The 22,532-nt window shown below is 68.0% G+C and carries 16 protein-coding genes; 6 read left to right on the top strand and 10 right to left on the bottom strand.

Annotated features, from left to right (window positions below; genetic code table 11):
* Positions 1-77 precede the first annotated feature (77 nt).
* Positions 78-2,825 (bottom strand): bifunctional [glutamate--ammonia ligase]-adenylyl-L-tyrosine phosphorylase/[glutamate--ammonia-ligase] adenylyltransferase, encoded by a 2,748-nt coding sequence (gene glnE, locus ACSQ22_RS02790; protein WP_436129360.1) that lies wholly within the window; start codon positions 2,823-2,825, stop codon positions 78-80.
* Positions 2,826-2,923: 98 nt separating this feature from the next.
* Here glnE and ACSQ22_RS02795 point away from each other — a divergent pair, with 98 nt between their 5' ends.
* The 4 genes from ACSQ22_RS02795 (at position 2,924) to ACSQ22_RS02810 (ending at position 10,726) form a co-directional block, all read left to right on the top strand.
* Entirely contained in the window at positions 2,924-7,084 is a 4,161-nt protein-coding gene (locus ACSQ22_RS02795) for a YhdP family protein (RefSeq protein WP_436129361.1), read from the top strand.
* Complete coding sequence (locus ACSQ22_RS02800; protein ID WP_436129634.1) at positions 7,084-7,899, top strand: carbon-nitrogen hydrolase family protein; 816 nt, start codon at positions 7,084-7,086, stop codon at positions 7,897-7,899. The genes ACSQ22_RS02795 and ACSQ22_RS02800 overlap by 1 nt, the downstream gene beginning before the upstream one ends.
* On the top strand, positions 7,896-9,941 hold the full coding sequence (locus ACSQ22_RS02805) for a two-component system sensor histidine kinase NtrB (RefSeq protein WP_436129362.1): 2,046 nt from the start codon (positions 7,896-7,898) through the stop codon (positions 9,939-9,941). The genes ACSQ22_RS02800 and ACSQ22_RS02805 overlap by 4 nt, the downstream gene beginning before the upstream one ends.
* 155 nt (positions 9,942-10,096) lie before the next feature.
* Positions 10,097-10,726 (top strand): response regulator transcription factor, encoded by a 630-nt coding sequence (locus ACSQ22_RS02810; protein ID WP_436129363.1) that lies wholly within the window; start codon positions 10,097-10,099, stop codon positions 10,724-10,726.
* Between the two features lie 41 nt (positions 10,727-10,767).
* Here the strand turns inward: ACSQ22_RS02810 and ACSQ22_RS02815 are convergent, their stop codons facing one another.
* From ACSQ22_RS02815 to ACSQ22_RS02825, 3 genes are all read right to left on the bottom strand, one after another.
* Positions 10,768-11,415 carry an OmpA family protein gene (locus ACSQ22_RS02815; RefSeq protein ID WP_055394716.1) on the bottom strand — a complete coding sequence of 216 codons (648 nt, stop codon included), beginning with the start codon at positions 11,413-11,415 and terminating at the stop codon, positions 10,768-10,770.
* A 78-nt stretch (positions 11,416-11,493) separates the two neighbouring features.
* On the bottom strand, positions 11,494-11,622 hold the full coding sequence (locus ACSQ22_RS02820) for a hypothetical protein (RefSeq protein WP_436129364.1): 129 nt from the start codon (positions 11,620-11,622) through the stop codon (positions 11,494-11,496).
* Positions 11,619-11,795, bottom strand: coding sequence for a hypothetical protein (locus ACSQ22_RS02825; protein ID WP_176885330.1), 177 nt, complete (start codon positions 11,793-11,795; stop codon positions 11,619-11,621). The genes ACSQ22_RS02820 and ACSQ22_RS02825 overlap by 4 nt, the downstream gene beginning before the upstream one ends.
* Between ACSQ22_RS02825 and mltA the strand changes: the two genes are divergently transcribed.
* Positions 11,728-12,951 carry a murein transglycosylase A gene (gene mltA, locus ACSQ22_RS02830; RefSeq protein ID WP_436129635.1) on the top strand — a complete coding sequence of 408 codons (1,224 nt, stop codon included), beginning with the start codon at positions 11,728-11,730 and terminating at the stop codon, positions 12,949-12,951. The two genes, ACSQ22_RS02825 and mltA, sit on opposite strands and share 68 nt — an antisense overlap.
* A 113-nt stretch (positions 12,952-13,064) precedes the next feature.
* On the opposite strand, the gene ACSQ22_RS02835 is transcribed toward mltA, so the two are convergent.
* A complete protein-coding gene (locus tag ACSQ22_RS02835) occupies positions 13,065-13,397 on the bottom strand; it encodes a hypothetical protein (RefSeq protein ID WP_436129365.1) in 333 nt (110 codons plus the stop codon).
* 115 nt (positions 13,398-13,512) lie between these two features.
* On the bottom strand, positions 13,513-13,758 hold the full coding sequence (locus tag ACSQ22_RS02840) for a hypothetical protein (RefSeq protein WP_436129366.1): 246 nt from the start codon (positions 13,756-13,758) through the stop codon (positions 13,513-13,515).
* A gap of 847 nt (positions 13,759-14,605) precedes the next feature.
* Between ACSQ22_RS02840 and ACSQ22_RS02845 the strand changes: the two genes are divergently transcribed.
* Positions 14,606-15,160 (top strand): hypothetical protein, encoded by a 555-nt coding sequence (locus ACSQ22_RS02845; protein ID WP_436129367.1) that lies wholly within the window; start codon positions 14,606-14,608, stop codon positions 15,158-15,160.
* Positions 15,161-15,302: 142 nt separating this feature from the next.
* On the opposite strand, the gene ACSQ22_RS02850 is transcribed toward ACSQ22_RS02845, so the two are convergent.
* From ACSQ22_RS02850 to ACSQ22_RS02865, 4 genes are all read right to left on the bottom strand, one after another.
* The gene (locus tag ACSQ22_RS02850) at positions 15,303-17,063 is read right to left on the bottom strand and encodes an MFS transporter (protein ID WP_436129368.1); all 1,761 of its coding nucleotides are present in this window, start codon (positions 17,061-17,063) and stop codon (positions 15,303-15,305) included.
* An 82-nt stretch (positions 17,064-17,145) separates the two neighbouring features.
* Positions 17,146-18,630, bottom strand: coding sequence for a DUF3999 domain-containing protein (locus ACSQ22_RS02855; protein ID WP_436129369.1), 1,485 nt, complete (start codon positions 18,628-18,630; stop codon positions 17,146-17,148).
* Complete coding sequence (locus ACSQ22_RS02860) at positions 18,627-21,590, bottom strand: DUF2339 domain-containing protein (RefSeq protein WP_436129370.1); 2,964 nt, start codon at positions 21,588-21,590, stop codon at positions 18,627-18,629. The genes ACSQ22_RS02855 and ACSQ22_RS02860 overlap by 4 nt, the downstream gene beginning before the upstream one ends.
* Positions 21,591-21,975: 385 nt before the next feature.
* Entirely contained in the window at positions 21,976-22,461 is a 486-nt protein-coding gene (locus tag ACSQ22_RS02865) for an Lrp/AsnC family transcriptional regulator (RefSeq protein ID WP_094289647.1), read from the bottom strand.
* Positions 22,462-22,532 lie beyond the last annotated feature (71 nt).

Here is a 22,532-nt window from a genome sequence, read left to right on the forward strand (position 1 = left end):
CAACCGTTTGAATTAGCGATGCCACGCGGAAAATTCAGCCCGCAAAAATGCAACAAAACGTCACACCTTGGTGCGACTCAACCGAACACGGACCTCCACAGGGCCAGCACCGCATCGCGCTCGGCCTGCAGTGCGGGGGGGGCAACCTGGGTGGGCGCCTCGTCCAGGCGCGCCACGTGTTGCACGCGCCGCAGTTCGCGGTACGCATCCGCAGCCGCCACACCCACGCCAGGGGGCAACAGCCGCACCTGCTCGGCGCGCTGCAGCAGCGCGATGTTGCCCACATTGCCCACCAGCTCCGGGTGGTTTGCAGACTGCGAGAGCACCAGGTATTGAACGGCAAACTCCGCATCCACCATGCCGCCCGGACTGTGTTTCACATCGAACTGCCCGTCGCGCGTGGGGTGCGCTGCGCGCACACGCTCGCGCATGGCCACGATTTCCTCACGCAGGGCGGCAGGGTCGCGTTCGGAGGTGATAACGGCCTCCCGCACGGCATCGAAGCGCGCCTGCAAGGCCTCGCTGCCCATCACAAAACGCGCGCGTGTCATGGCCTGGTGCTCCCAGGTCCACGCGGTGTTGCTGCCCCGGCGCTGCTGGTAGTTGGCGTAGGCCTCGAAGCTCGTGACCAGCAGACCTGAGCTGCCATTGGGCCGCAACGCAGTGTCGATCTCGTACAGATCGCCTTCACCCGTCTTCACGGTGAGCCAGTTGATGAGCTTGCGCACAAAGGCCGCGTAGACCTCGGGGGCGCGTTCGTCGTCGTCATCGAACACAAAGACGATGTCCAGATCGCTGCCGTAGCCCAGTTCCTTGCCGCCCAGCTTGCCGTAGCCAATGATGGCGAACTGCGGGCTCTCGCGGTGGCGCGTCTTGAGCCGGCTCCAGCACCATTGGGCCGTGATGCGCAGCACGCTGTCAGCCAGGGCGGACAGGTCATCCGCCACCTGCTCGACGGTGATGCGCCGCTCCACGTCGCGCGCGAGGGTGCGGAAGGTTTCCGCGTGCTGGGCACGGCGCAGCAGGTTGAGCAAGGTTTCGTCATCGTCCTCGCCCGTGGACTGCAGCGACGCGAGCCGCACTGCCAGTTCGCGCTCGAAGTCGGCCACCACAAAACGTTCGGCGAGCAGCGAATCCCCCACCAGTTCATCGATGACGCCGGGGTGCTGCAGCAGGTAGCGGGCGGGCCATTTGGCCGCACCCAGCAGGTGCAGCAATTGCTCGTGCACGGACGGGCGCTCCAGCAGCAGCGCCAGATAGCTCTCGCGGCGCAGCAGCGGCTCCAGCCAGTTGGCAAGGCGCAGGGCGGCCTCCTCGGTGACGCGGCCTTCCTTGAGCCACTGTGCGGTGCGCTGCACCAGCCGGAACAGGCGGGCACGGGCTTCGTCGCGCAGCCCCGCCACGCGCGGGTGGTTGCGCCACTCGGCAACGCGCTCGCGAAATCCGGGCGGCAACTGCTCCAGCAGCGTGTCGAATTCGGGGGGGGCTGCTGCCGCAGCGCGGGGGCCGCCACAGCCTCCGCCATTGCACTGCTTCTTGCCCGCCCCGCCCAGCAGGGTGTCGAATTCCTGGGCCACCAGTTCACGGTGCGCGTCCAGCTCGTGCAGGAAGGCGCAGCAATCGGGATACCCCAGGGTGTGCGCGATCCACGCAAGATCGTCATCGCGCGTGGGCAGCACATGGGTCTGCTGGTCATCCAGGTACTGGATGCGGTGCTCCACACGGCGCAAGAAGACGTAGGCCCGCGCGAGCGCATCAGCCGTTTCCTGCGGCATCAGACCCGCCTGGGACAGGCGGGTGAGCGCATCAAGCGTGGGGCGGCGGCGCAACTCGGGGAACTGGCCGCCCCGCACCACCTGCAGCAGCTGAACCGTGAACTCGATCTCACGAATGCCGCCCCGCGAGAGCTTGACGTCGTTGGCGCGCTCCGGGTGGCCCGCGCTGCGCTTGGCGGCATGGTCCCGGATCTGGCGGTGCAGCACCCGCAGCGCATCGAACACGCTGTAGTCCAGGTAGCGGCGGAACACAAAGGGCAGCACCACACCGCGCAGCGCCTGAACCTCAGGGCTGGCAATGCAATCACGCGGTGCCACCACCCGGCTCTTGAGCCAGGCAAAACGCTCCCACTCGCGCCCATGCAGCTGCAGGTATTCCTCCAGCGCCGACAACGAGACCGAAGGCGGGCCGGAGTTGCCATTGGGGCGCAGCGCCAGGTCCACGCGGAACACAAATCCGTGTTCGGTGGTGTCGCCCACCAGGCTGTAGATGGCCTTGACCGCACGTGCAAAGTATTCGTGGTTCGAGATGCGCCCCCGGCCATCAGCCGTGCCCGCCGTTTCGCCATCGTGCTCGTACACGTAGATCAGGTCGATGTCGCTGGAGACGTTCAGTTCGCGGGCACCGAGCTTGCCCATGCCGATGATCCACAGCTGCACGGGCTGGCCGTCCGGCCCGCGCGGCGCGCCGTGGCGCTCGTCCAGCTCCTGGCGGGCATGCCGGCAGGCCCTGTCCAGCGCCAGTTCGGCCAGCTCGGTGACCGCGCTGGTAATGTCCGCCAGCGGAGCCTGCGCCTCGCAATCCATCTGGATCAGCCGCTCCATGACCAGCTGGCGCAGCACCCGGAGCGCGGTGCCCGTGTCACAACCGCGTGCGCGCAGCGCGTCGTAGGCCTGCTCCATGCTGGGCCACCGGGGAACACCGGGCGGCAGGAGCAGCAGGTCAGCCTCGTAGCGGCGATGCAGGCGCTGATAGAAACGCGAGTGCGCGGCCCCGTGAACAAAGGTCGCGGAGGGATTGCAGGGGGATTCAGGATACGGGATCGACATGGCAGCCGCAGCGCAACGCTGCGTACATAAGAACACTGGTTTGTAGTGAACCCGCGCTAAGCCTGCGGGTCATAATTCCTGCCACATTCAATCCCACCATGATCGATCCCACCACGCACCCCACCCGCCTGCTGAAAATTGTGGCAGGTCTCGCGCGGTGGTCGCTGGGCTTGCTGCTGGCCTTCTGGCTGCTGCTGACCATCGCGTGGGGGGCCCTTCATGGCTGGATTGTGCCGCGAATCGGTGATTTCCGCCCACAGCTGGAGGCGCATGCCGCACGGGCGCTGGGGGTTCCTGTCCAGATCGGTGCCATCGCGGCGCACACCGAAGGCCTGATCCCTTCCATTGAACTCTCGGATGTCACCCTGCTGGACGCTGCCCGCCGCTCTGCCCTGCGCCTTCCACGGGTGGTGGTGGCGCTGTCGCCGCGCTCCCTGCTCAAGGGCGGATTCGAGCAGCTGTACATCGAAGAGCCCGAGCTGGATGTGCGCCGCACTGCGGACGGCCGCATCCAGGTGGCGGGTCTGGATTTCTCCCAGCAGCAGGGCGAGGACAACGCCGCCGCCGATTGGCTGTTTTCACAGGGCGAGGTGTTCATCCGGGGTGGCACGGTGCGCTGGACGGATGAGCAGCGCGGCGCCCCGGAGCTTGCGCTGGAGAAGGTGGACCTGCTCTTGCGCAACGGCAACTGGCACCATCACATGCGGCTGGATGCCACGCCGCCCGAAGCCTGGGGAGACCGCTTCACGGTGACGGGGCTGTTCCGCGCCCCCTTGCTGCGCGCGCGCGACGGCAACTGGAAACACTGGAATGGGCAGGTCTTCGCCGACTTTTCCCGGGTGGACGTCTCGCGGCTGCGCCACCATGCCGATGTGGGCGTGGATATCGCACAGGGCCGGGGCGCGCTGCGAGCCTGGGCCGATGTGCAGCGCGGGCAGATTGTGGGCGGCACAGCCGACCTGGCGCTGGCCGATGTCAATGCCACACTGGGTGCAGGCTTACAGGCGCTGGTGCTGCCGTCCATTCAGGGGCGGCTGGGTGGACGCCGACTGAACGGGGGGTTCGAATTCTCGACCCAGGCGCTGCAATTCAAGACGGACGATGGTCTCACCTGGCCCGGAGGCAACGTCCGGCTTGTGCACACGGCAGCGGCCGGCAAGGCTCCCGCGCAAGGCGAGTTCCGCGCCGACCGCCTGGACCTGGCTGCCCTGGCGCAGGTCGCCAGCCGCCTGCCCCTGGGCGCCACGGCACATGAGGCCGTGCGCACCTATTCACCCCACGGGCTCGTGGACGAGATCCAGGCCACCTGGAAAGGCCCTCTCGAAAACCTGCAGCAGTATCAAGTACGCGGGCGCATTCGCGGATTGGCGCTGGCAGGCGACGCTCCCGCCAGCGCGTCCACCCAACTGGGCCTGCGGGGTGCCACGGTAGACATCGACATGACCCAGGCGGGCGGCAAGGCGGCGCTGACCATTGCCTCCGGCGCGCTGGTGCTGCCCGGCGTGTTCGAAGACCCGGTGCTGCCGCTGGACCGGCTCAGCGCCGATGTGCGCTGGCAACTCGATGGCGACCGCATCGCCGTGCAGGCCACCGACGTGCAGTTTGCCAATGCCGACGCCCAGGGCGAGGCCCGGGCCACCTGGCATACCAGCGATGCGGGCAAGGTGGCACACCGCTCTCGCTTTCCGGGGGTGCTGGACCTCACAGGCACCCTGAACCGGGCGGACGGGACCCGTGTGCACCGCTACCTGCCGCTGTCCATCCCCCAGGAGTCGCGCCACTATGTGCGCGACGCCGTGGTGGCGGGCAGCGCGAGCAACGTGCAGTTCCGCGTCAAAGGGGATCTGCACCACCTGCCTTTCGACGACCCCAAACAAGGCGAATTTCGCATCGCAGCCCGCGTGAAGGATGTCACCTACGCCTACGTCCCTACGCAGCTGCAACCGGCCAATACGTTGCCGTGGCCTGCATTGACGGAGCTCGCGGGGGAGCTGATCTTTGAACGCTCCTCCATGCAGGTGCGCGGCGCCAGTGGCAGTTTTGCGGGACGCCTGGGCCTGCGCCTGTCGAAGGTGGACGCCAAGATTCCAGACCTCTCCCATACCGTGGTGGGTGTCAGTGCCGATGCCCGGGGGCCGCTGACCGAGCTGCTCACGCTCATGAACACGTCGCCTTTGGGCCGGATGACCGGCAATGCACTGGAGCAGGCCAGCGGCACCGGCAACGCAGATTTCAAGTTGCGCCTGACCTTGCCGATCAGCGACATCGAAAAATCCAAGGTCCAGGGCAGCGTCACGCTGGCGGGCAACGAACTGCGCATTACCCCCGACACCCCGACGCTGAGCCGGGTGCGGGGCGTGGTACAGTTCACCGAAGGCGGTTTTTCGCTCAATACCGTGCAGGCCCAGGCACTGGGCGGCGCTGTCCGGCTGGAGGGCGGCATGCGCGCTCTGCCCTCCAATGCCCCGGCCACCGAATCGGCCGTGCAGCTTCGCGCACAGGGCACCGCCACGGCCGAAGGGCTGCAGCAGGCATCACAACTGGGCATGCTCTCGCAGCTGGCGCGCCGCGCCACGGGCAGCACCGCGTATTCCATGGCGCTTGCGTTTCGCCGTGGCGTGCCGGAGGTGCAGGTGACCACCAGCCTACAGGGGCTGGCGCTGGCGCTGCCCGCCCCGCTGGGCAAGACGGCCGAAGGCAGCCTGCCAATGCGGTTTGAAACCCAGGTGGCCCGCGAATCGCTGGTGGGCCTTACGCAGGCTGGAAATGGCTCCGAAGCCCCGCCTTTGCGCGATCAGATCACGCTGGACCTGGGCGCACTGGGCTCGGCCACTTACATTCGGGATCTGGGCGGGCCCCAGGCCCGGGTGCTGCGCGGTGCCATCGGCATCGGCCTGTCGGGCGGGGAATCCGCCCCGGTGCCCGCGCAGGGTGTGGCGGCCAACATCAGCCAGGGCAAGCTCGATGTGGATGCCTGGGAAGACGTGCTGACCCAGGCAACCGGCAGCGAACCCGCTGCACGCCCCGCGACCGCACCCGGATCGCCAGGCTCAACGGGAACGCCCAGCACGGCGCAGGACTACCTGCCCACCACACTGGCCTTGCGCGCCCGCGAACTCACGTTGCAGGGTCGCACCCTGCACAACATCGTGGCCGGCGCGCTGCGGGACGGCACCACCTGGCGTGCCAACCTCGACGCCACAGAACTCAACGGCTATCTGGAATACCGCCAGCCAGGCGGCGCCGAACACCCCAACGGGCGCCTGTTTGCGCGGCTCTCGCGCGTGAACATGCCCCAGAGCGACGTCACCCAGGTCGAGGCCCTGCTGGACGAGCAGCCCGGCGCCCTGCCCGCGCTGGACATCGTGGTGGATGACTTTGAACTGCGCGGCAAACGCCTCGGGCGTGTGGAGATAGAAGCGCAGAACCGGGGCGGAGATGGCACGCAGCGCGAATGGCGCCTCTCCAAATTCAATATCCTGGCGCCCGAGGCGAACTTCACTGCCAACGGCAACTGGGCGGTGCTGAACACTGCAGGGGTGGGGCCTCGCACACCGGAGCGGCGCACGGTGCTCAACTTCAAGCTGGACATCCGCGACTCGGGCGACCTGCTGGGCCGCATGGGCATGGCCAATGTGGTCCGGCGTGGCAAGGGCCGCATGGAAGGGCAGGTGGCCTGGATCGGCGCGCCGTTCAGCCCTGACTACCGCAGCATGACCGGGCAGATCAACCTGAACGTGGAGTCCGGCCAGTTCCTCAAGGCCGACCCGGGCCTGGCCAAGCTGCTGGGCGTGCTGAGCCTGCAATCGCTGCCACGCCGCCTGACGCTCGACTTCCGCGACGTGTTCAGCGAGGGTTTTGCGTTCGACTTTGTCCGGGGCGATGTGCGCATCGAGCAGGGCGTGGCCACCACGAACAATCTGCAGATGAAGGGCGTCAACGCCGCCGTGCTGATGGAGGGCAGCGCCAACATCGACCAGGAAACCCAGGACCTGCGCGTGGTGGTGGTGCCCGAGATCAACGCCATGACCGCGTCCCTGGTGGCCACAGCCATCAACCCGGTCATTGGGCTGGGCAGCTTCCTGGCCCAGGTATTTCTGCGCGGCCCGCTGATCGAGGCGGCCACGCAGGAGTTCCGCATCGATGGCACCTGGACGGACCCCCGCGTGGTGCGCGTGGCCCGCCGCAACCGCGAGGCAGGCCCTGCAACCGGCACGCCCACACGCCCCAGCGCACCCCGCACCGGAGAACCGTCATGATGAAAGTTGCTGCGATCCAGATGGTGTCCTGCACCCGGCTCGACGACAATCTGCGCGCTGCACGCGCCCTGCTGGAGCAGGCCGCCAGCGCAGGTGCCGAGCTGGCCGTGCTGCCCGAATACTTCTGCGTGATGGGCCACAAGGACACCGACAAGATCGCCCTGCGCGAAGCACCGGGCGAGGGCCGTATCCAGCACTTTCTGGCCAGCGCGGCACGCGAGCTGCAGATGTGGATTGTGGGGGGCACCTTGCCGCTGGTGGCCAACACACCCGACCGGGTGCGCAACACCACCCTGGTGTTCAACCCCGCTGGCGACTGCGTGGCACGCTACGACAAGATTCACCTTTTCTACTTTGACAACGGGCGCGAGCAGTTCCACGAAGGCCGGGTCATCGAAGCGGGCAACACCCCCGTGCAGTTCGAGCTGCCATCGCGCGACGGCCACTGCTGGCGCGTGGGCCTCTCGGTGTGCTATGACCTGCGCTTTCCCGAGCTGTACCGCGCCCACGCCAGCGCAGGCGCAGACCTGCTGCTCGTGCCCAGCGCGTTCACCCACACCACCGGCCAGGCGCACTGGGAGCTGCTGCTGCGCGCCCGCGCCGTAGAAAACCTGGCGTATGTGCTGGCGCCCGCACAGGGCGGTGTGCACGAAAACGGGCGGCACACCTGGGGCCACAGCATGCTGGTGGACCCCTGGGGCACCGTGCTCGCCCAGCAGGACCAGCTCGCGGGCGTGGTGTCGGGTGTGGTGGACCCGCAGCGCCTGCGCGACGTTCGCCTGCAGTTGCCCGCCTTGTCGCACCGCGTCCTGTGAAGATCCCGCAGCAGCGCACACTCTTCAGACGCTGGCGCGGCGCATGGCGGCGCTGGTCGCTGTGGACCCTGCTGGTAGCCCTGGTGATCTCCATGCTCGCCACCATGGTGTGGCTTGCGGGGCGCTACGAGGCCAGTCAGGTGCAGTCGCGCCTGGAGCGTGACACGGCCGACGCGGTGTCCGACATCCGCGTGGCGCTTACGCGCAACCTGCAAAGCCTGCAGGCCCTGCACGCGGGCGACCCGGGCCAGCTGGCCTGGGAGGTCGATGCAGCCGAGCTGCTGCGCAACCGGCGGGAGCTCGTGCGCATCGAGTGGCGCGATGCCGACCTACGGGTACGCACCCATGCCCAGTCGCCCTACCGACCCGTGGCCTGGGACGCACGGCTGCGCGAGGGTAACCAGTCCGACGCCGCCATTGCCTGCGCCAACGCACGCCGCCTGAGCAGCCCAGCCTATTCAAGCAGCTACTTTCAGCCCCACGGCGACGGGCTGGGCTCGGAGATGATGGAGCTGTGCCTGCCGCTCACCTCGGGCGGGCGCAGCACGGGTTTCCTGGTGGTCACGTATTCGCTGCAGGACGTGCTGATCAACCTGGTGGCGCACAACCTCACCCGCAGCCAGGAGGCCTCGTTCACCGAGGCCGACGGCACCCGGCTGGCCGTGCTGGGCGCCGCGCGCCGCGGCTCGCGCATGTTCACGGCCACGCACCTGCTCGATCTACCTGGCAGCACCCTGGTGCTGCGCATGGACACCTGGCACAGCGCGCCCAGCCTGTTCCCCAACGTGCTGACCGCGCTGGTCACCGCCATGTCGATTGCGCTGGTCACCGTGATGGTGGTGCTGGTGCGCGACAACCGCAGGCGCCTGCGCGCCGAGCGCGACCTGGCCGACGCGCTGGCGTTTCGCAAGGCCATGGAGGACTCGCTGGTCACAGGCCTGCGCGCCCGCGATCTGGAAGGCCGCATCACCTATGTCAACCCGGCCTTCTGCGCCATGGTGGGGTTCAGCGCGCCGGAGCTGCTGGGCCAAAGCGTGACCGCGCCCTACTGGCCCCCCGAGCGGGTGGAGGAGTATCGCCAGCGCCAGGCCATCCGCTTTGCGGGCACCATGCCGCCGCGCGAGGGTTTCGAGTCCGAATTCATGCGCAAGGACGGCACCCGCTTCCCTGTGCTGATCATCGAGGCCCCGCTCATCAACGCCCAGGGCCTGCACACGGGCTGGATGAGCGCGTTCCTCGACATCAGCGAGCAGCGGCGGGTGGAAGAGCTGTCGCGGGCGTCACAAGAGCGGCTGCAGGCCACCGCCCGCCTGGCCACCGTCGGCGAAATGGCCTCGCTGCTGAGCCACGAACTCAATCAGCCCCTGGCCGCCATTTCCAGCTATGCCACCGGCTCCATCAACCTGCTGGAGGCGCCCACACCGGCAGAGCAGGGCGCAGGCGCCGCTGCCCATGCCGAGCAGCTGCAGGATGTGCGCATGGCCATGCAACATATTGCGCGGCAAGCCGAACGCGCAGGCAAAGTGATCAAGAGCGTCCACGACTTTGTGCGCCGCCGCGACCAGGCGCGCGAAGCGGTGTACGCGCAGCAGTTGCTCGATGCCATCCTGCCGCTGGTGAGCCTGCAGGCACGCAAGCTGGGGGTGCGCGTGAACACCTCGCTGGAGCCCCACCTGCCCCCCGTGTTGTGCGACCGCACCATGGTCGAGCAGGTGCTGCTCAACCTGGCGCGCAATGCCATGCAGGCCATGGACGACCCCGCCCTACCCACGCGCATTCTGGACATTCGGGTGCGGCGTGCGGCGTCGAACCAGCACAGCGGCTGGATCGAGTTTGCGGTGACCGACCTGGGATCGGGCATTCCCCAGGACGTAGCCGAAAGGCTTTTCACCCCGTTTTTCACCACCCGCCCCGAGGGCATGGGTCTGGGGCTGAGCATGTGCCGCACGGTGATCGAGCAGCATGGCGGTTTTCTCGGATTTGCGCCCCATGAACCGCGTGGTACGGTGTTTACCTTCACGTTGCCAGCGGCAACCCCCTGAGCGACTGCGTCACTTCCCCCTTCTCTCGCGCTGCGCGCGGGAAGGGGGTCGCCACCAGCGCGGCGGGGCGGCCCTTGCGCGGCGGCTTCGCCCCGGCCGCGCCAGTTGCCGCGACTGCGCGTAACCGACAATCCACCAGATAACCGAGTTGAACCATGGAGCCCACCACCAACGCCACCGTGTACATCGTGGACGACGACGCCAGCGTGCGCGAAGCGCTGGCGTGGCTGTTGCGTTCGCGCAGGCTATTCAGCGAGTCCTTTGAGAGTGCCGAGGCCTTTGACGCCATGCTCTCAAGCCGGCCCGCGCAGCGCCAGCCCTGCTGCCTGCTGCTGGACGTGCGCATGCCCGGCATGAGCGGCCTGGCGCTGTTCGACCTGCTGGCGGTGCGCGGTGACCTGGCCACCATGCCGGTGATCTTCCTGACCGGCCACGCGGACGTGCCCACTGCCGTGGACACCGTCAAGCGGGGCGCGTTTGATTTCTGCGAAAAGCCGTTTTCCGACAACGCGCTGGTAGACCGTGTGGAGCAGGCGCTGGCCAAGTCGGCCGAGCGCCTGGCGCAACTGCGTGAGCGCAGCGACCTTCGGGTGCGCCTGCGCGATCTGACGGACCGCGAGCGCGATGTGATGGACCTCGTGGTGGCGGGCCTGCCCAACAAGCTGATTGCTGACCAGCTCGATATCAGCGTGCGCACGGTGGAGGTGCACCGCTCACGCGTGTTCGACAAGATGCAGGTCAAGTCGGCCGTGGAGTTGGCCAACCTGCTGCGCACAGAGAAGTAGGGCTCTGCGCGCCCTCCCCACGCCCTCTCGGGCGTGGTTGCTTACCCGCGTGGGCGCTCGCCCACAAAGATCTCCACGCGCCGATTGCGCGCCCGGCCGTCGGCCGACTCGTTCGTGGCGATGGGATACCGCTCCCCCATTCCATCGATGGCGATGCGGCGCCCATCCACGCCCCGCCCCGTGAGATAGCTGCGCGTGCTGGCAGCGCGGTCCATCGAGAGCGGGTTGTTGATGGCGTCGCTGCCCGTGTTGTCGGTGTGGCCGACGATGCGGACATCGGTGTTGGGGTTGTTGCGCAGCCCGGCAGCGAACTGGTCGAGCACGGGCGCGAAATTGGGCTGGATGTCCGAACGGCCCACGGCAAACGAAATGTCGCTGGGGATGTTGAGCATGAGCTGGTTGTCGGCTGTCTGCGTCACGCCGATGCCGGTGCCTCGCGTGGCCTGCTCCATCTCGCGCTTCTGGCGCTCCATGTTCTGCGACCAGATGTAGGTGCCCAGGGCCCCCACACCGGCACCTACCACTGCCCCGGTGCCAGCGCTGCCGCCGGTGGCCGAGCCGATGACGGCGCCTGCCAGCGCGCCCACGCCGGCTCCGGTGGCGGTACGGCGCTGGGTGTCGTCCATGCTGGCACAGCCAGTGGCCAGAACGATGACGGCGGTGGCGCCGAGAAGAATGTGTTTGCGCATGGTGGTGCTCCTTGAAAGATTCAACGGAGCTGGGCGCTTCGGGACTTCCGATCGCGTGCCGCATGGCCTGTGGTGGGCCTAGGCATCGGGTGCGCCCAGCTCATCGCCATCGTGGCTGCAGCCGGGCCGGGGCACCATCGGCACAGCGGCACCCTGGCTGTAGGACGAAGCCGCCTGGGCCCGCTGCCCGCACGCGAGCAAGGTCATTGCGCCGGAGGTGGTGGGGGAGCAGCCTCGGGGGATGCCGCTGGCGGTGGAGGCAAAGGCTCCTGCGGCGGCGGCTGCAGCTCGCCACCCTTGCGGCCCGAGAACATCGTCCACCAGACGATGGCCACCAGCAACACCAGCGCCAGCAGCGCTTCAAGCAAAATCAGCCCCATGAAATTGACACTCCTGCGCGTTGCTTTGACGGCGCTGATTGTAGGAACGCTGGCCGCCTGCTCCACGCCCCCTGCCCCAAGCCCCTCCCGCCCCGGGGCCATCCCCGCGCCACCACCGCCCAGCACCGTGGTGCTGCCCGGCGACACCGGCCCGCTGCCGCCACCGATGTCTCAGCCCAAAAGCCGCTGGATTCCCGTGCGCTGGGCCGAGCTGCCGGGCTTTGCCGACGATGCGTTGCACGAGGCCTGGAACGCCTGGATCAAGAGCTGCGAACGCCCCCAGCCCCCCTTCACCGCGCTGTGCAGCGAAGTGCGCCAGCTCAGCATTGCCACCGCCGACGAGCAACGCGCGTGGCTCATCGCCCGCCTGCAGCCCTACCGCGTTGAAGCAACCGACGGCAACCCCGAAGGCCTGCTCACCGCGTACTACGAGCCGATGATGGAGGCCACCCGCCAGCCAGGCAATGGGTTTACCGTGCCCATCTACCGCGTACCAACCAGCCTTGGGGCCCGCAAGCCCTGGTACACGCGCCAGCAGATCGAGACCCTGCCGGAAGCGCAGGCCGCGCTCGCGGGCCGCGCCATCGCCTGGCTGCGCGACCCGGTGGAATCGATGGTGCTGCACATCCAGGGCTCGGGCCGCCTGCGCATCGCCGAGGCAGACGGCGCGGTGTCGCTGGTGCGCGTGGCTTACGCGGGCACCAACGACCAGCCCTACCAGAGCATCGGCCGCTGGCTGCTGGACCAGGGCTACACCCGCGACGCCACCTGGCCCGGCATCCGGGCCTGGCTGGCCGCCAACCCCCAGCGCACCAACGAGCTGATGTGGACCAACCCGCGCTATGTGTTCTTTCGCGAGGAGCCTCTGAACCCGCTGGACGCAGGCTTCGGCCCGCGCGGCGCCCAGGGTGTACCGCTCACCCCCGGCCGCTCCATCGCCGTGGACCGCCAGAGCATCCCGTACGGCACACCCGTCTGGCTGGCCTCCAGCGGCCCGCAGGTGCAGCTCAATCGCATGGTGCTGGCGCAGGACACGGGCAGCGCCATCCTGGGGGCGGTGCGTGCAGACTTCTTCACTGGCTGGGGCGCGGAAGCGGGCGACATCGCCGGGCGCCTGAAGCAGAACCTGCGTCTGTGGGCGTTGTGGCCCCGATGATTGCTGGATGATTTTGACCGCCAGCGCCTATTCAGCAAGCGCCAATAGCTATTAGATTAATAGCAAACTCTCAACCCCTCTGCGAACCTACGCCCAGTGGTTGGCCGCCGGGTTCACGGGCACGGCGCCCTTGCCGCTTCGGTTTCCACCCGCTGGGCCGCAGCCGCCGCCGCGAACGCCATGGCTGGGGGCACGGTCACAGTACGCAGTTGATCGCCCGTGATGTGGTACTCGTACTCGCGCGTCGAGCCCACCATCTCCGTCCTGAAAGTGCTGCCCGCCATGGTGGCCGCATACACCTGGGGGCGGACGACCTGGTAACGGTACGTGGTAGTGGCCGTCCCGCTGGCGGTCTTGCAGGTCGATTCGAACTGATCTTCCTTGAACTGCAGGGTGCAGCGGCCGGAAGTGTCTTCGGCCTTTTCGCCATCGGGGGTAGTCAGCACGATTTTGGCGGCGCGCCAGCAGCCGAGCAGGGCTGGGTCGGAGGCGGCGTGGACGCAGGGGACGATACACAGGAAAGAAAGCAGCAGGCGGGAGCGCGCGAGGAGATTCATAGGTTCATCTCACCCCATACAGAACGAGAACCAAGACCGACGCTGCGGCAAATGCGGCCCACGAGATCACGGTATATCTCGCGCCGACCTGGCCGTGCTTGGCCAACGACCAGATCTTCGTGATGTCATACGGGATACCGCGCGCGGCGCAATAGATAGCGGGGGCAAGAACCCCGTTCCCCAGCACGATCAAATACGCGAGTGGAAGCAGCGGATGCAGTTGGTAGAGCATCTGAAAAATAAAGGTCATGGGCCGGGATTTTCAATCCGAGTCGCACAGGCCGGGAGCGTTCAGCCCGAGGGGCCGGGTGAGGCAAGCCACAATGCTGCAAAATTTATAGCTTATAGCGCTTACCCCACAAGCGCTAGCGACCAAAAACATCTCAAATCGCACAAAACCCAGCCCACGGCCGCCAACGCCCACCTTGTCCCCCTCGGCGGCGCATCCCCCATAAAGCCCCAGCGTGTGGCCCCGCTGCGCCACGTCATACAGCCATCACCCGATAAAGCACAGCAGGTGTTCCGTCCGGGCTTCCTCGCGGATGCGTTCCAAAAACCGAACGGACTGGCTGATGCCATGCAGCAATGGCCAGCCCCACATGCCCCGGAGCAGGATGGTGAAACCGATGGAGTTTTTGTGACGCGTTGTAAGAGGCACTCGAGAAACGAAGCCACTAAGCCACCCGCATCGCCCCACGTGCAGACGTTGCAAGACCACCTGTAAACAGCCATTCCTGCGGGCAGGGTGCATTTACAGAAGACTACAAAGTCAACGGCACCAATACCAGATTGGCCCTTGAGAATCTGCGCTCGTCTTCGGCAGGTAGTGGCTCACTGGGCGACCAAGGGCCTATCGCCGCCGTAACACTTCGCCGGCCAAGAACCGCGCGAAGCACACGGATGGCACAAAGCCGCCGCTTTTGACAGCGGAGTGCAGGGGCGCCGAACCTGCCAGGCCTGCGTCGGCGTGGGCTTCCTTGCGGTGCCATGGTGGCGTCATGGCGATGGCAGTTGTTCTGTTCCAGCGCCGAAGACAGGGAGGAGGTCTGTGCCCCAGCACAGATCGTGTTTGTTATTAACAATGAGAGGATCGCAGCATGCGACACGGTATTTTGAAGAGCGTTTTGGGGATGAGCTTGGGTTTGGTGATGGCTGCTGGTGCGCATGCTGAACTGCTCAATATCAGCACGAACGCAGTGCAATCGCAGAACACGCCGACAGCAGCGTGCACGATTGTGGGCGTAGGTGGGAAGACGTTGCCGGACGGCAGCAAAGTGTTCGTCGTCCTGGCAGAAGGCAAGGCTGTCGACTCCAACCCCACGCTGGTGATCCGATTCAGCGACAACTCCACCGGAAGCAACGACGACTGGAATTCCACATCTATCGACGCTAGCGGTAAACCCGTCCGGATAAATACTGCAGGATGGCTGGGCCGCAATCCAGGGCGCGAAAGTGATGCTGGCACAGTGATCTTGGCGATGCCAGGCGATTGGTTTTGTGTGACTTCGCGTGAAGTTTCCGGCGGCGATGCGCTGCGCCCGGTCTCCGTCTCCGTGACCGACGTCACGGCAAAGGCGACGAGCGCGAAGTCTGCTACCGTGGGTGCAGATACGGGCTTGCGTTCCGATATCTGGGCCGGTTCGCCCGACTGATCCAACAGCCGCTCATTGGCTTCGGGGCGTTGCACGCTCCTATTGAAAGGGAACACCATCGTGTGTTCCCTTTTTTTCGGGCTACCGCATTGTCTGCACCAGCGGCATGCGCGGGTGATTTATAGCTACCCGGGGAGGCCCCTCATTGCTCCACCGCCCAGCGCGTCACCCGGGGCGGCGCATCGCCCACATGAAACGCCAGCTTGCGGTCCCGCAGCGCCACATCCGAGGCGGTCACGCGGTCAAAGCGGCGCAGGTGCTCCGTCCAAGACTCGTCCTCGATGCGCTCCACATACCGCGCGGGCTGGCTGATGTCGTGCAGCAGCTGCCAGCCCAGGGCGCCCTGGCGCAGACGGCTCCTGCGGCTTTCCTGCATCACGGCGCGAAATTCAGCGGCGCGGGCGGGGTCGATGAAGTATTCGATGGTGACCACCAGGTGCCCTGATCCCGGCGGTGTGTCGGCCACGGGCGCCTTGAAGGCGCGCGAGGGGCTCAGGTCTTCCTCCATGCTGCGGTCGGCCACCAGGCGCTGCACCAGCAGCATGGCCACCACGCCGGTGGCGGCGGCAATGCCCAGGCTCACATGCACATCGGTGAGCGTGGCCACCTGGCCCCACACGGCGGCGCCCAGCGCGGTGGAGCCCATGATGGCCATCTGGTAGATGGACATGCCACGCGCGCGCACCCAGTTGGGCAGCGCGAGCTGGGCAGACACCGACAGCGAGTTGGCCGTGGTGATCCACGCCATGCCAGCCACGAACATCGCGGGCACGGCCACGTACACATTGGGCGCCACGGCCATCACGCCCGTGGCGGCGGCCTGCAGCGCCGTGCCGCGTATCACCAGCACATCGCGCGCCATGGCCTGGCGCAGGCGCGGCAAGAACATGGCCGCCATGATGGCGCCCGCGCCCATGCTGGCCAGCAGCAGCGTGAAGGTGCCCGCGCCGCCGCCTTCGAGCCCCTTGGCCAGCAGCGGCAGCAGGGCCAGCAGCGCGGTGGCGTGCAGAAAGAAGATGGAGATGCGCCACAGCACGGCCCGCATGCGCGGCGACTGGCGCACGAACTGCAGGCCCACGCGCATGGCGCTGGTCAGACGCTCGCGGCCCAGCGGGCTGGGTGTGTGCACCCGCTTCCAGCGCATGATGACCAGGCCCGAGAGGATGGACAGCACAGCGTTGAGCACAAACACCCAGGCGCTGCCCGCGCTGGCGATGATGGCGCCCGCCAGCAGCGGGCCGATGATGCGCGAGGCGTTCATGGCAACGCCGTTGAGCGCCAGTGCGGCGGGCAGCTGCGGGCGGCTGACCAGCTCCGGCACGATGGCCGCAAACACCGGCCAGCGCATGGCCAGGCCGATGCCGTTGGCAAAGGTGAGCGCCAGCAGCAGCGGCGCCGTCATGCCTCCGGCCAGGATGGCCACACACAGCACCAGCGCCACGGCCGCGACCCAAAACTGCGTGGCGATGAAGTAACGGCGCCGGTCCAGGATGTCGGCCAGCGCACCGCTGGGCAGGCCCAGCAGGAACACGGGCAGCGTGGAAGCGGTCTGCACCAGCGCCACCAGCACGGGCGAGGTGGTGAGCGTGGTCATGAGCCAGGCGGCCGCCACGTCGTTCATCCACATGCAGGTGTTGGCCGCCACCCAGGTGAGCCAGAGCATGCGGAACACAGGCACCGACAAGGGCGCAAACGGTGAGAGCGAAGCCGCCTGGTTCAGCGCCGCGCTGTCCCCAAACTGGGCGGCGACGGACTCTTCGGTGCCATGCGCCAGATCCGCACGCGCGGCACGGTCTGCAGCCGCATCGCTCTGCGGCGGGGCGCCCGGGCTCAGGTCCGGGGCATCAGGGGAGGGCGGGGGCGCAACGCTGCGCGTGCTTTCGTGGGACGGCAATGGCGGCATGTCTGCGCATTGTGCGACGGTTGGCGCGGCTGTGGTGGTTCCGCGCTAAATAGCCGACTGCAGGCATGTCCCGCGCGTCTCGTCACGCCGCATCGGTCGGCGCAGCAGGGGCCTGGTGGCCCGCCTGTTTGGTTTGCCGCAGCAGCAGCCAGGCCATGAGCCCGAGTGCCGCCACGCCCGCCAGCAGCACGCCCCACAACACGGCGCTGCGCGTGGAGATGCCGCCGCTGGCCGCCGCAGCGGGCACCTGCGCGCCGTCTGCGGGCTGGCCGCCGGTGATGTCAGCCCGTGCCACATCGGCCAGCGCCACGGGCAGTTGGTTCTCCTGCGCGGGCTGGTAGCCCGGCACCAGGCTGGCCAGGGGCAGGAAGGCGCTGGCCGCAGCCGTGGCCCCGGGCAGCCCTGCCGCCAGCGTGAAGGGCCCCTGTCCGCTGGCCAGGAACACCAGCTGCGCGGGCTCGAACTGCAGCGCCAAAGCGGGCGCGGCAGCAAAACCGGGGGTCTTGGGGTCGGCTTCGATCTTGATCTCGCGCACTGAGATGCCGCCCAGCTCCACGGGCCCGCTGGCCTGTTCCTTGCCGCCGGTTGCCATCTTGTAGACCACGGCACTGGCCAGTGGCGACCAGGGCTGCTCGCGGTGGTTGCGGCCCAGCACGCGCACCGGAATCAGCACATTGCTGCCGGGCGGCGTGATGGCGAGCGCGGCGACCGGTGTGGCAAACGGCAGCGCAAACACCAGCTCGCGCGGGTTGGCCAGGGCGGGCGTGGCCATGCTGGCGCTGACGCGCTCGCGCGGGCCCGTGCTGCGCGAGGTGGCCAGCGTGGCGCCGCGCAGGGTCACGGCGGCGTCGCCCCAGGTCACGCGCAGGTAGTGGCCCTTCAGGTCGGCGCGCTGCAGGTCGATCTGCTCGTTGCCCAGGCGGCCTGGTGCCGTGGGCGCCGCTGCCGCGTCGGCACGGTAGAGCACGGTCTCGGCCAGTGGCTGCCAATGTTTGAGGTCCTTGCTGGCCTGCACCCGGAACGTCACGGGTTGGCCCGCAGGCAGATCCACGTCCAGAGCCATGCGGGCCACGGGCAGCTGCACATTGCGCGCGTCGAGCAGCGCGCCGCGCACGGCCTGCGGGGTGGCAGGGCCTGCCGTGGTGGTCGTGGCGGCCGTGTCGATCTGCACCACACGCTGGCCCTGGCGCTCCTCGATGCGCAGCGACAGCCCCTCCAGCCCGGCCGTGCCCGTGCTGGCGGCGCCCAGGATGGGATACGCGGGCAAGGTCACCAATTCCTCGGGCGCGCTGGCCGCCGCCACACCGGCCAGGGCCATCGGCACGGGCTGGCCCGCGCCGTTGAAGAGGCGCACATCGGCATAGCCCGGGCTTTGCAGGCGCACCAGCACCTCGGCGGGCAGCACCACGCGCTGCAGCGGCGCATCGGCCGCGAGCGTGACAGGAACGCGGATGGCGTAGGCCGCAGGGCTGTTGGCATCGGCCGCCGCCTGGGCCACGCCGGCGCACAGGGACAAGGCGGCTGCGGCCAGCACCAGGGGCAGGTTCAGGGCGACAGGCTTCTTCATGGCAGTGTTTCTGGTTGCGATGGCGGTGGCGCAGCAGGCTCCGCAGGGGCCGCAGCCTTGGGCGGCAGCGGCGCAAAGTAGCCCACCACCAGCATCAGCACACCCACGGCGATGAAGGCAATGATGCGTTCGGCCCCCCCCGCGTTGGACAGATCGATCAGCAGCAGCTTGACCACCACCACGCCCAGCAGGCCCGCGCCCACCAGCCACAGCGGCCGCTGCACGCAGCGGTGTGCCAGCACCATCATGCTGAGCGCCAGCAGCGTCCACAGGATAGCGTAGCCGGTCTGCACCACAAAGCTGTTGAACAGCGCCGAGGCATCCCAGCGTACGCCAAAGAAGTGGTGGGCCACCCGCAGCCACACGGTGTTGATCACGATGAACGCGAGCAGCGCCAAGGCCACCAGCGCATGGCGCCCGGTGAGCCCGCCCGAGCGGGCCGGGGGCGGCAGCGCTGCGAGCAGCACGCGCCGCCAGAACACCAGGCCGCCCAGCGCGAGCGCCAGGGTCAGGTCGGTGGGGTTGAGCAGCGGGATGTAGGGCAGCGGCGCCGTGTGTCCGGACGAATGCACGGCGGCCAGCAGCGCGCCCCCGAACACCAGCACCGCCAGGGGCAGGGCGGCCAGCCAGTAGTAGGCCTCGGCATGGGGGTTCAGCGGCCAGGGCAGCGCCGCGCGTGCCGCAGGCTGGTTGCCACGGCCTGCCCAGAGCGCGAGCAGCATCAGCACCGCAATCGCGCTGACCAGCAGGACCACACCGGCCCACGAGGTGCGCCACAGCTCGGCCTTGCCGATGCCGGACCACAGGCAGTCGGCCAGCAGCAAGGTCACCAGCCAGGCCGTGGCGGCGTGGAACCAGCCGAAGCGCGGCGCGCTTTGGGCGGACGGGCCCTCAGCGTCCGCCGCCTGCCAGCGATCGGTCTGCCGCAGCATCCACCCATGCAGCGCCAGCACAATGGGCCACACGGCCCAGGCGGGCGTGTTCAGCACGCGGTGGCCGTCCACCACCTGCGCCACGAACCCCAGCGCCAGCACGCCGATGGTGGCGCGCGCAGGCCAGGTGGCCACGGCCCAGCGCGTGCGCAGGCCAAGCACCATCGACAGCGCGGCGCTCAGCACCACGGCCAACATGCCCAGCAGTTCGGCAACGCGGTCCGAGAACACCGGCACGGGCCACTGGCCCGCCTCCAGGCTAGGCACGCGCCGCGTGATCTCCAGCCACCAGGCCAGGCACCAGAAGACAAAGCCGTAGAGGTAGGCCGGATTGGGCAGCAGCACCTCCACCCTGGCATAGCCCTGGGCCCAGGCCGAACCGCTGTGTGACAGCGGCTGGCGCAGCCACCAGGCCAGCAGCAGCGCGGGCAGCGCAATCAGCATCGCACCCAGGAAGGCCGGGTTGGCCAGCGGCAGGGGCGAGACCTGCAGGCCCCCGCCGTCCACACCGCTCATGAACGCCAGCATGGCGACGACCTGCAGCACCAGGCCAAAGGCCCGCGGCATCCAGCGCGCCTGGCGCATGCCGACCCAGAAGGCGCCCGCGCCTTCGAGCGCCCACACCGCCGAGGTCCACTGCGCATCCAGCGCGAGCGGCACGGCCAGCGTGGCAAAGCCCACGCCGATGGCGATGAAACATTCGGTGAGCAGGCGCCAGCTGGCTTGCGCGCGGCGCACCAGCACGGTCGCGGTCAGCAGGTAGAGCGCAGCAAAGGCCAGCGCCGAGAAGGCCGCGCCCAGCTCAAACGGCTGCACCAGCCCGGCCTGCAGCCCAAAACCCACCAGCGGCGTGCCGAAGACCAGCATGCTGTCCACCGTCTTGCCCAGCTTCGTGGGCGTGTTGCGCGCATAGAGGATGGCGGTGGCGAGGTAGATCAGCACAAAGCCCGCGAGGAAGGGTTGCGTGCTGGCGTAGTGAGCGGGCACATACTTGAGCGCCCCCCAGGCCGTGGCCACGCCAAAGGTGGCGACAAAACCCACCACGTTGAGCACGCGCCAGGAGCGCTGGTGGGCGATGAAGAGAATCGCCAGGTTGAGCAGGGTGTAGTAGCTGAACAGGCCCACGTGGCTGCCCTGGCCGGTGGACAGCAGGATGGGCGCCGCAAAGCCCCCGGCGAACGCCGCCACCGCGAGCGCGCGCGAATCCTGCAGCAGCGCCAGCGCGCAGCTGGCCGCGCAGACCGCGATCATCAACCCGAAGGCCCAGAGCGGCGGCAACAGCCCATAGAGCCGGAAGGCCGCAAACACGGTGAGGTACATCACCGCCACGCCGCCGCCCTGCAGGGCCAGCGCAAAGCCGGGCTTGTCGGTGCGCTTGCGGAACCCCACCCCCAGCAGCGCAATACCTACCGCGGCAACCGCTGCCAGGCGGAACTCGACCGGCAGCAGCCCGGCCGAGGCGGCGTAGCGTGCGAGGAAAGACAGGCCGATGAAAAGGATCACCAGGCCCACGCGCACGATGGTGTTGCCGCCCAGGAGCCAGTTCTTGGCCGCGAGCACGGCCAGCTCGACGGGGTTGGGTGGGGCGGGCTGGGTTGTTGTCTTGCGGGGCTCGGCGGGCGCGTCCGCGCGGGCGACCACCGGGGCCGACGCCGGGGCCGACGAAGGGATACGCGGCAGGCCTTGGGGCGTGAGTTCGCTGGCCCAAAAAACGTCGTCCGCATCCCGAGGATCGTCGCTGGGGGTGGGTGGTGGAGGGGGTGCGTGTGGCACGGGCCCTTGCGGCACGGGCGCCGCCGCCTCAGACCGGTCTTCGGCAACCGCAGCCGCCTGCGGTGCCCGCGTGGGCTGGGCGGTGGCCTTGGTAGCGTGCGCCTGCAGCTCGATGCGGATGGCCGAGCGGATCGCCCAGCGCAACGACAGCCCGGCGAAAAAGCCCAGAATGCCGCCCACAAACGGCCCGAAGTCGCCGTAGCCGCCGAACCACGAGCCCAGCACCGCGCCCCAGAAAATGCCCCAGATGATCATGCCGCCCTCGCCCTCTTTTTGGGCTCCGGTCGGCAGGCCCTGGGGCTGTGCGCGAAAGGAGCCGTTGTATTGGTAGATCCACCGGCAACCGCTCGCGCAGCCACCTTGCGAACCAACACCCCGGTCAGGGACACGAGGTGCAGGGCCTTGCAGGCGCGTGGCGGAGAGGGTGCGTGCGGCAGCTTGGCAGCCCCGCTGTGGTTCCGCAGGCTTATACAGCACACCCCGCGCAGGAACCACGCCCTAACGCCTTGTTACCTTGCAGGACGCCCGGCCACATCGAGCCCCTCGCCCCGGGGCGAGGGCTTGCACTGCACGGATTTGAAGCCAAAACAGGCCTTTCCGCGCGTCCATCAAGCCCTAACAGCTATTGATTTAATAGCAATTACCCTTTGACCCGCGCCAGGTGCGTGAGCGGCAGCGCCCCGCTGGCCTTCACCTCGCCCAGCGAGAAGCTGGTGTGCATGTCTTTCACATTGGGCAGGTTCAGCAGCACGTCGCGCGCGAACTGCGAAAAGCTGTCCAGGTCGCGCGCCACCACCTGCAGTTCGAAGGTGCCGGTGCCGCTGATGTAGTGACACGACACGACCTCGGGGATCTGGCGGATGGCCTCTTCCATCTTGCGCGTGAGGTTGCCCGTGCTGCGGTCGGCATCGAGCCGCACAAAGGCCAGCACCCCCAGGCCAATCTTGTGCCGGTCGATCTCGGCGCGGTAGCCCTTGATGAAGCCTTGCTCTTCCAGCGCCCGCACGCGGCGCCAGCAGGGCGCGGCCGACAGGCCCACGCGCTGGGCCAGCTCGGCGTTCGTCAGGCGGGCGTCAGCCTGCAGTTCGTTGAGGATGGCGATATCGAATTTGTCGAGAGTGTTCACAAAATGGCTGCAATGAGAAAGATCCTTTCTCAGAATAGCCTAAACACGGCACAGAACGCAAAGACATATCA

The sequence above is a fragment of the Acidovorax sp. LjRoot38 genome, from assembly GCF_964252975.1.
Classification (GTDB): Bacteria; Pseudomonadota; Gammaproteobacteria; order Burkholderiales; family Burkholderiaceae_C; genus Acidovorax; species Acidovorax facilis.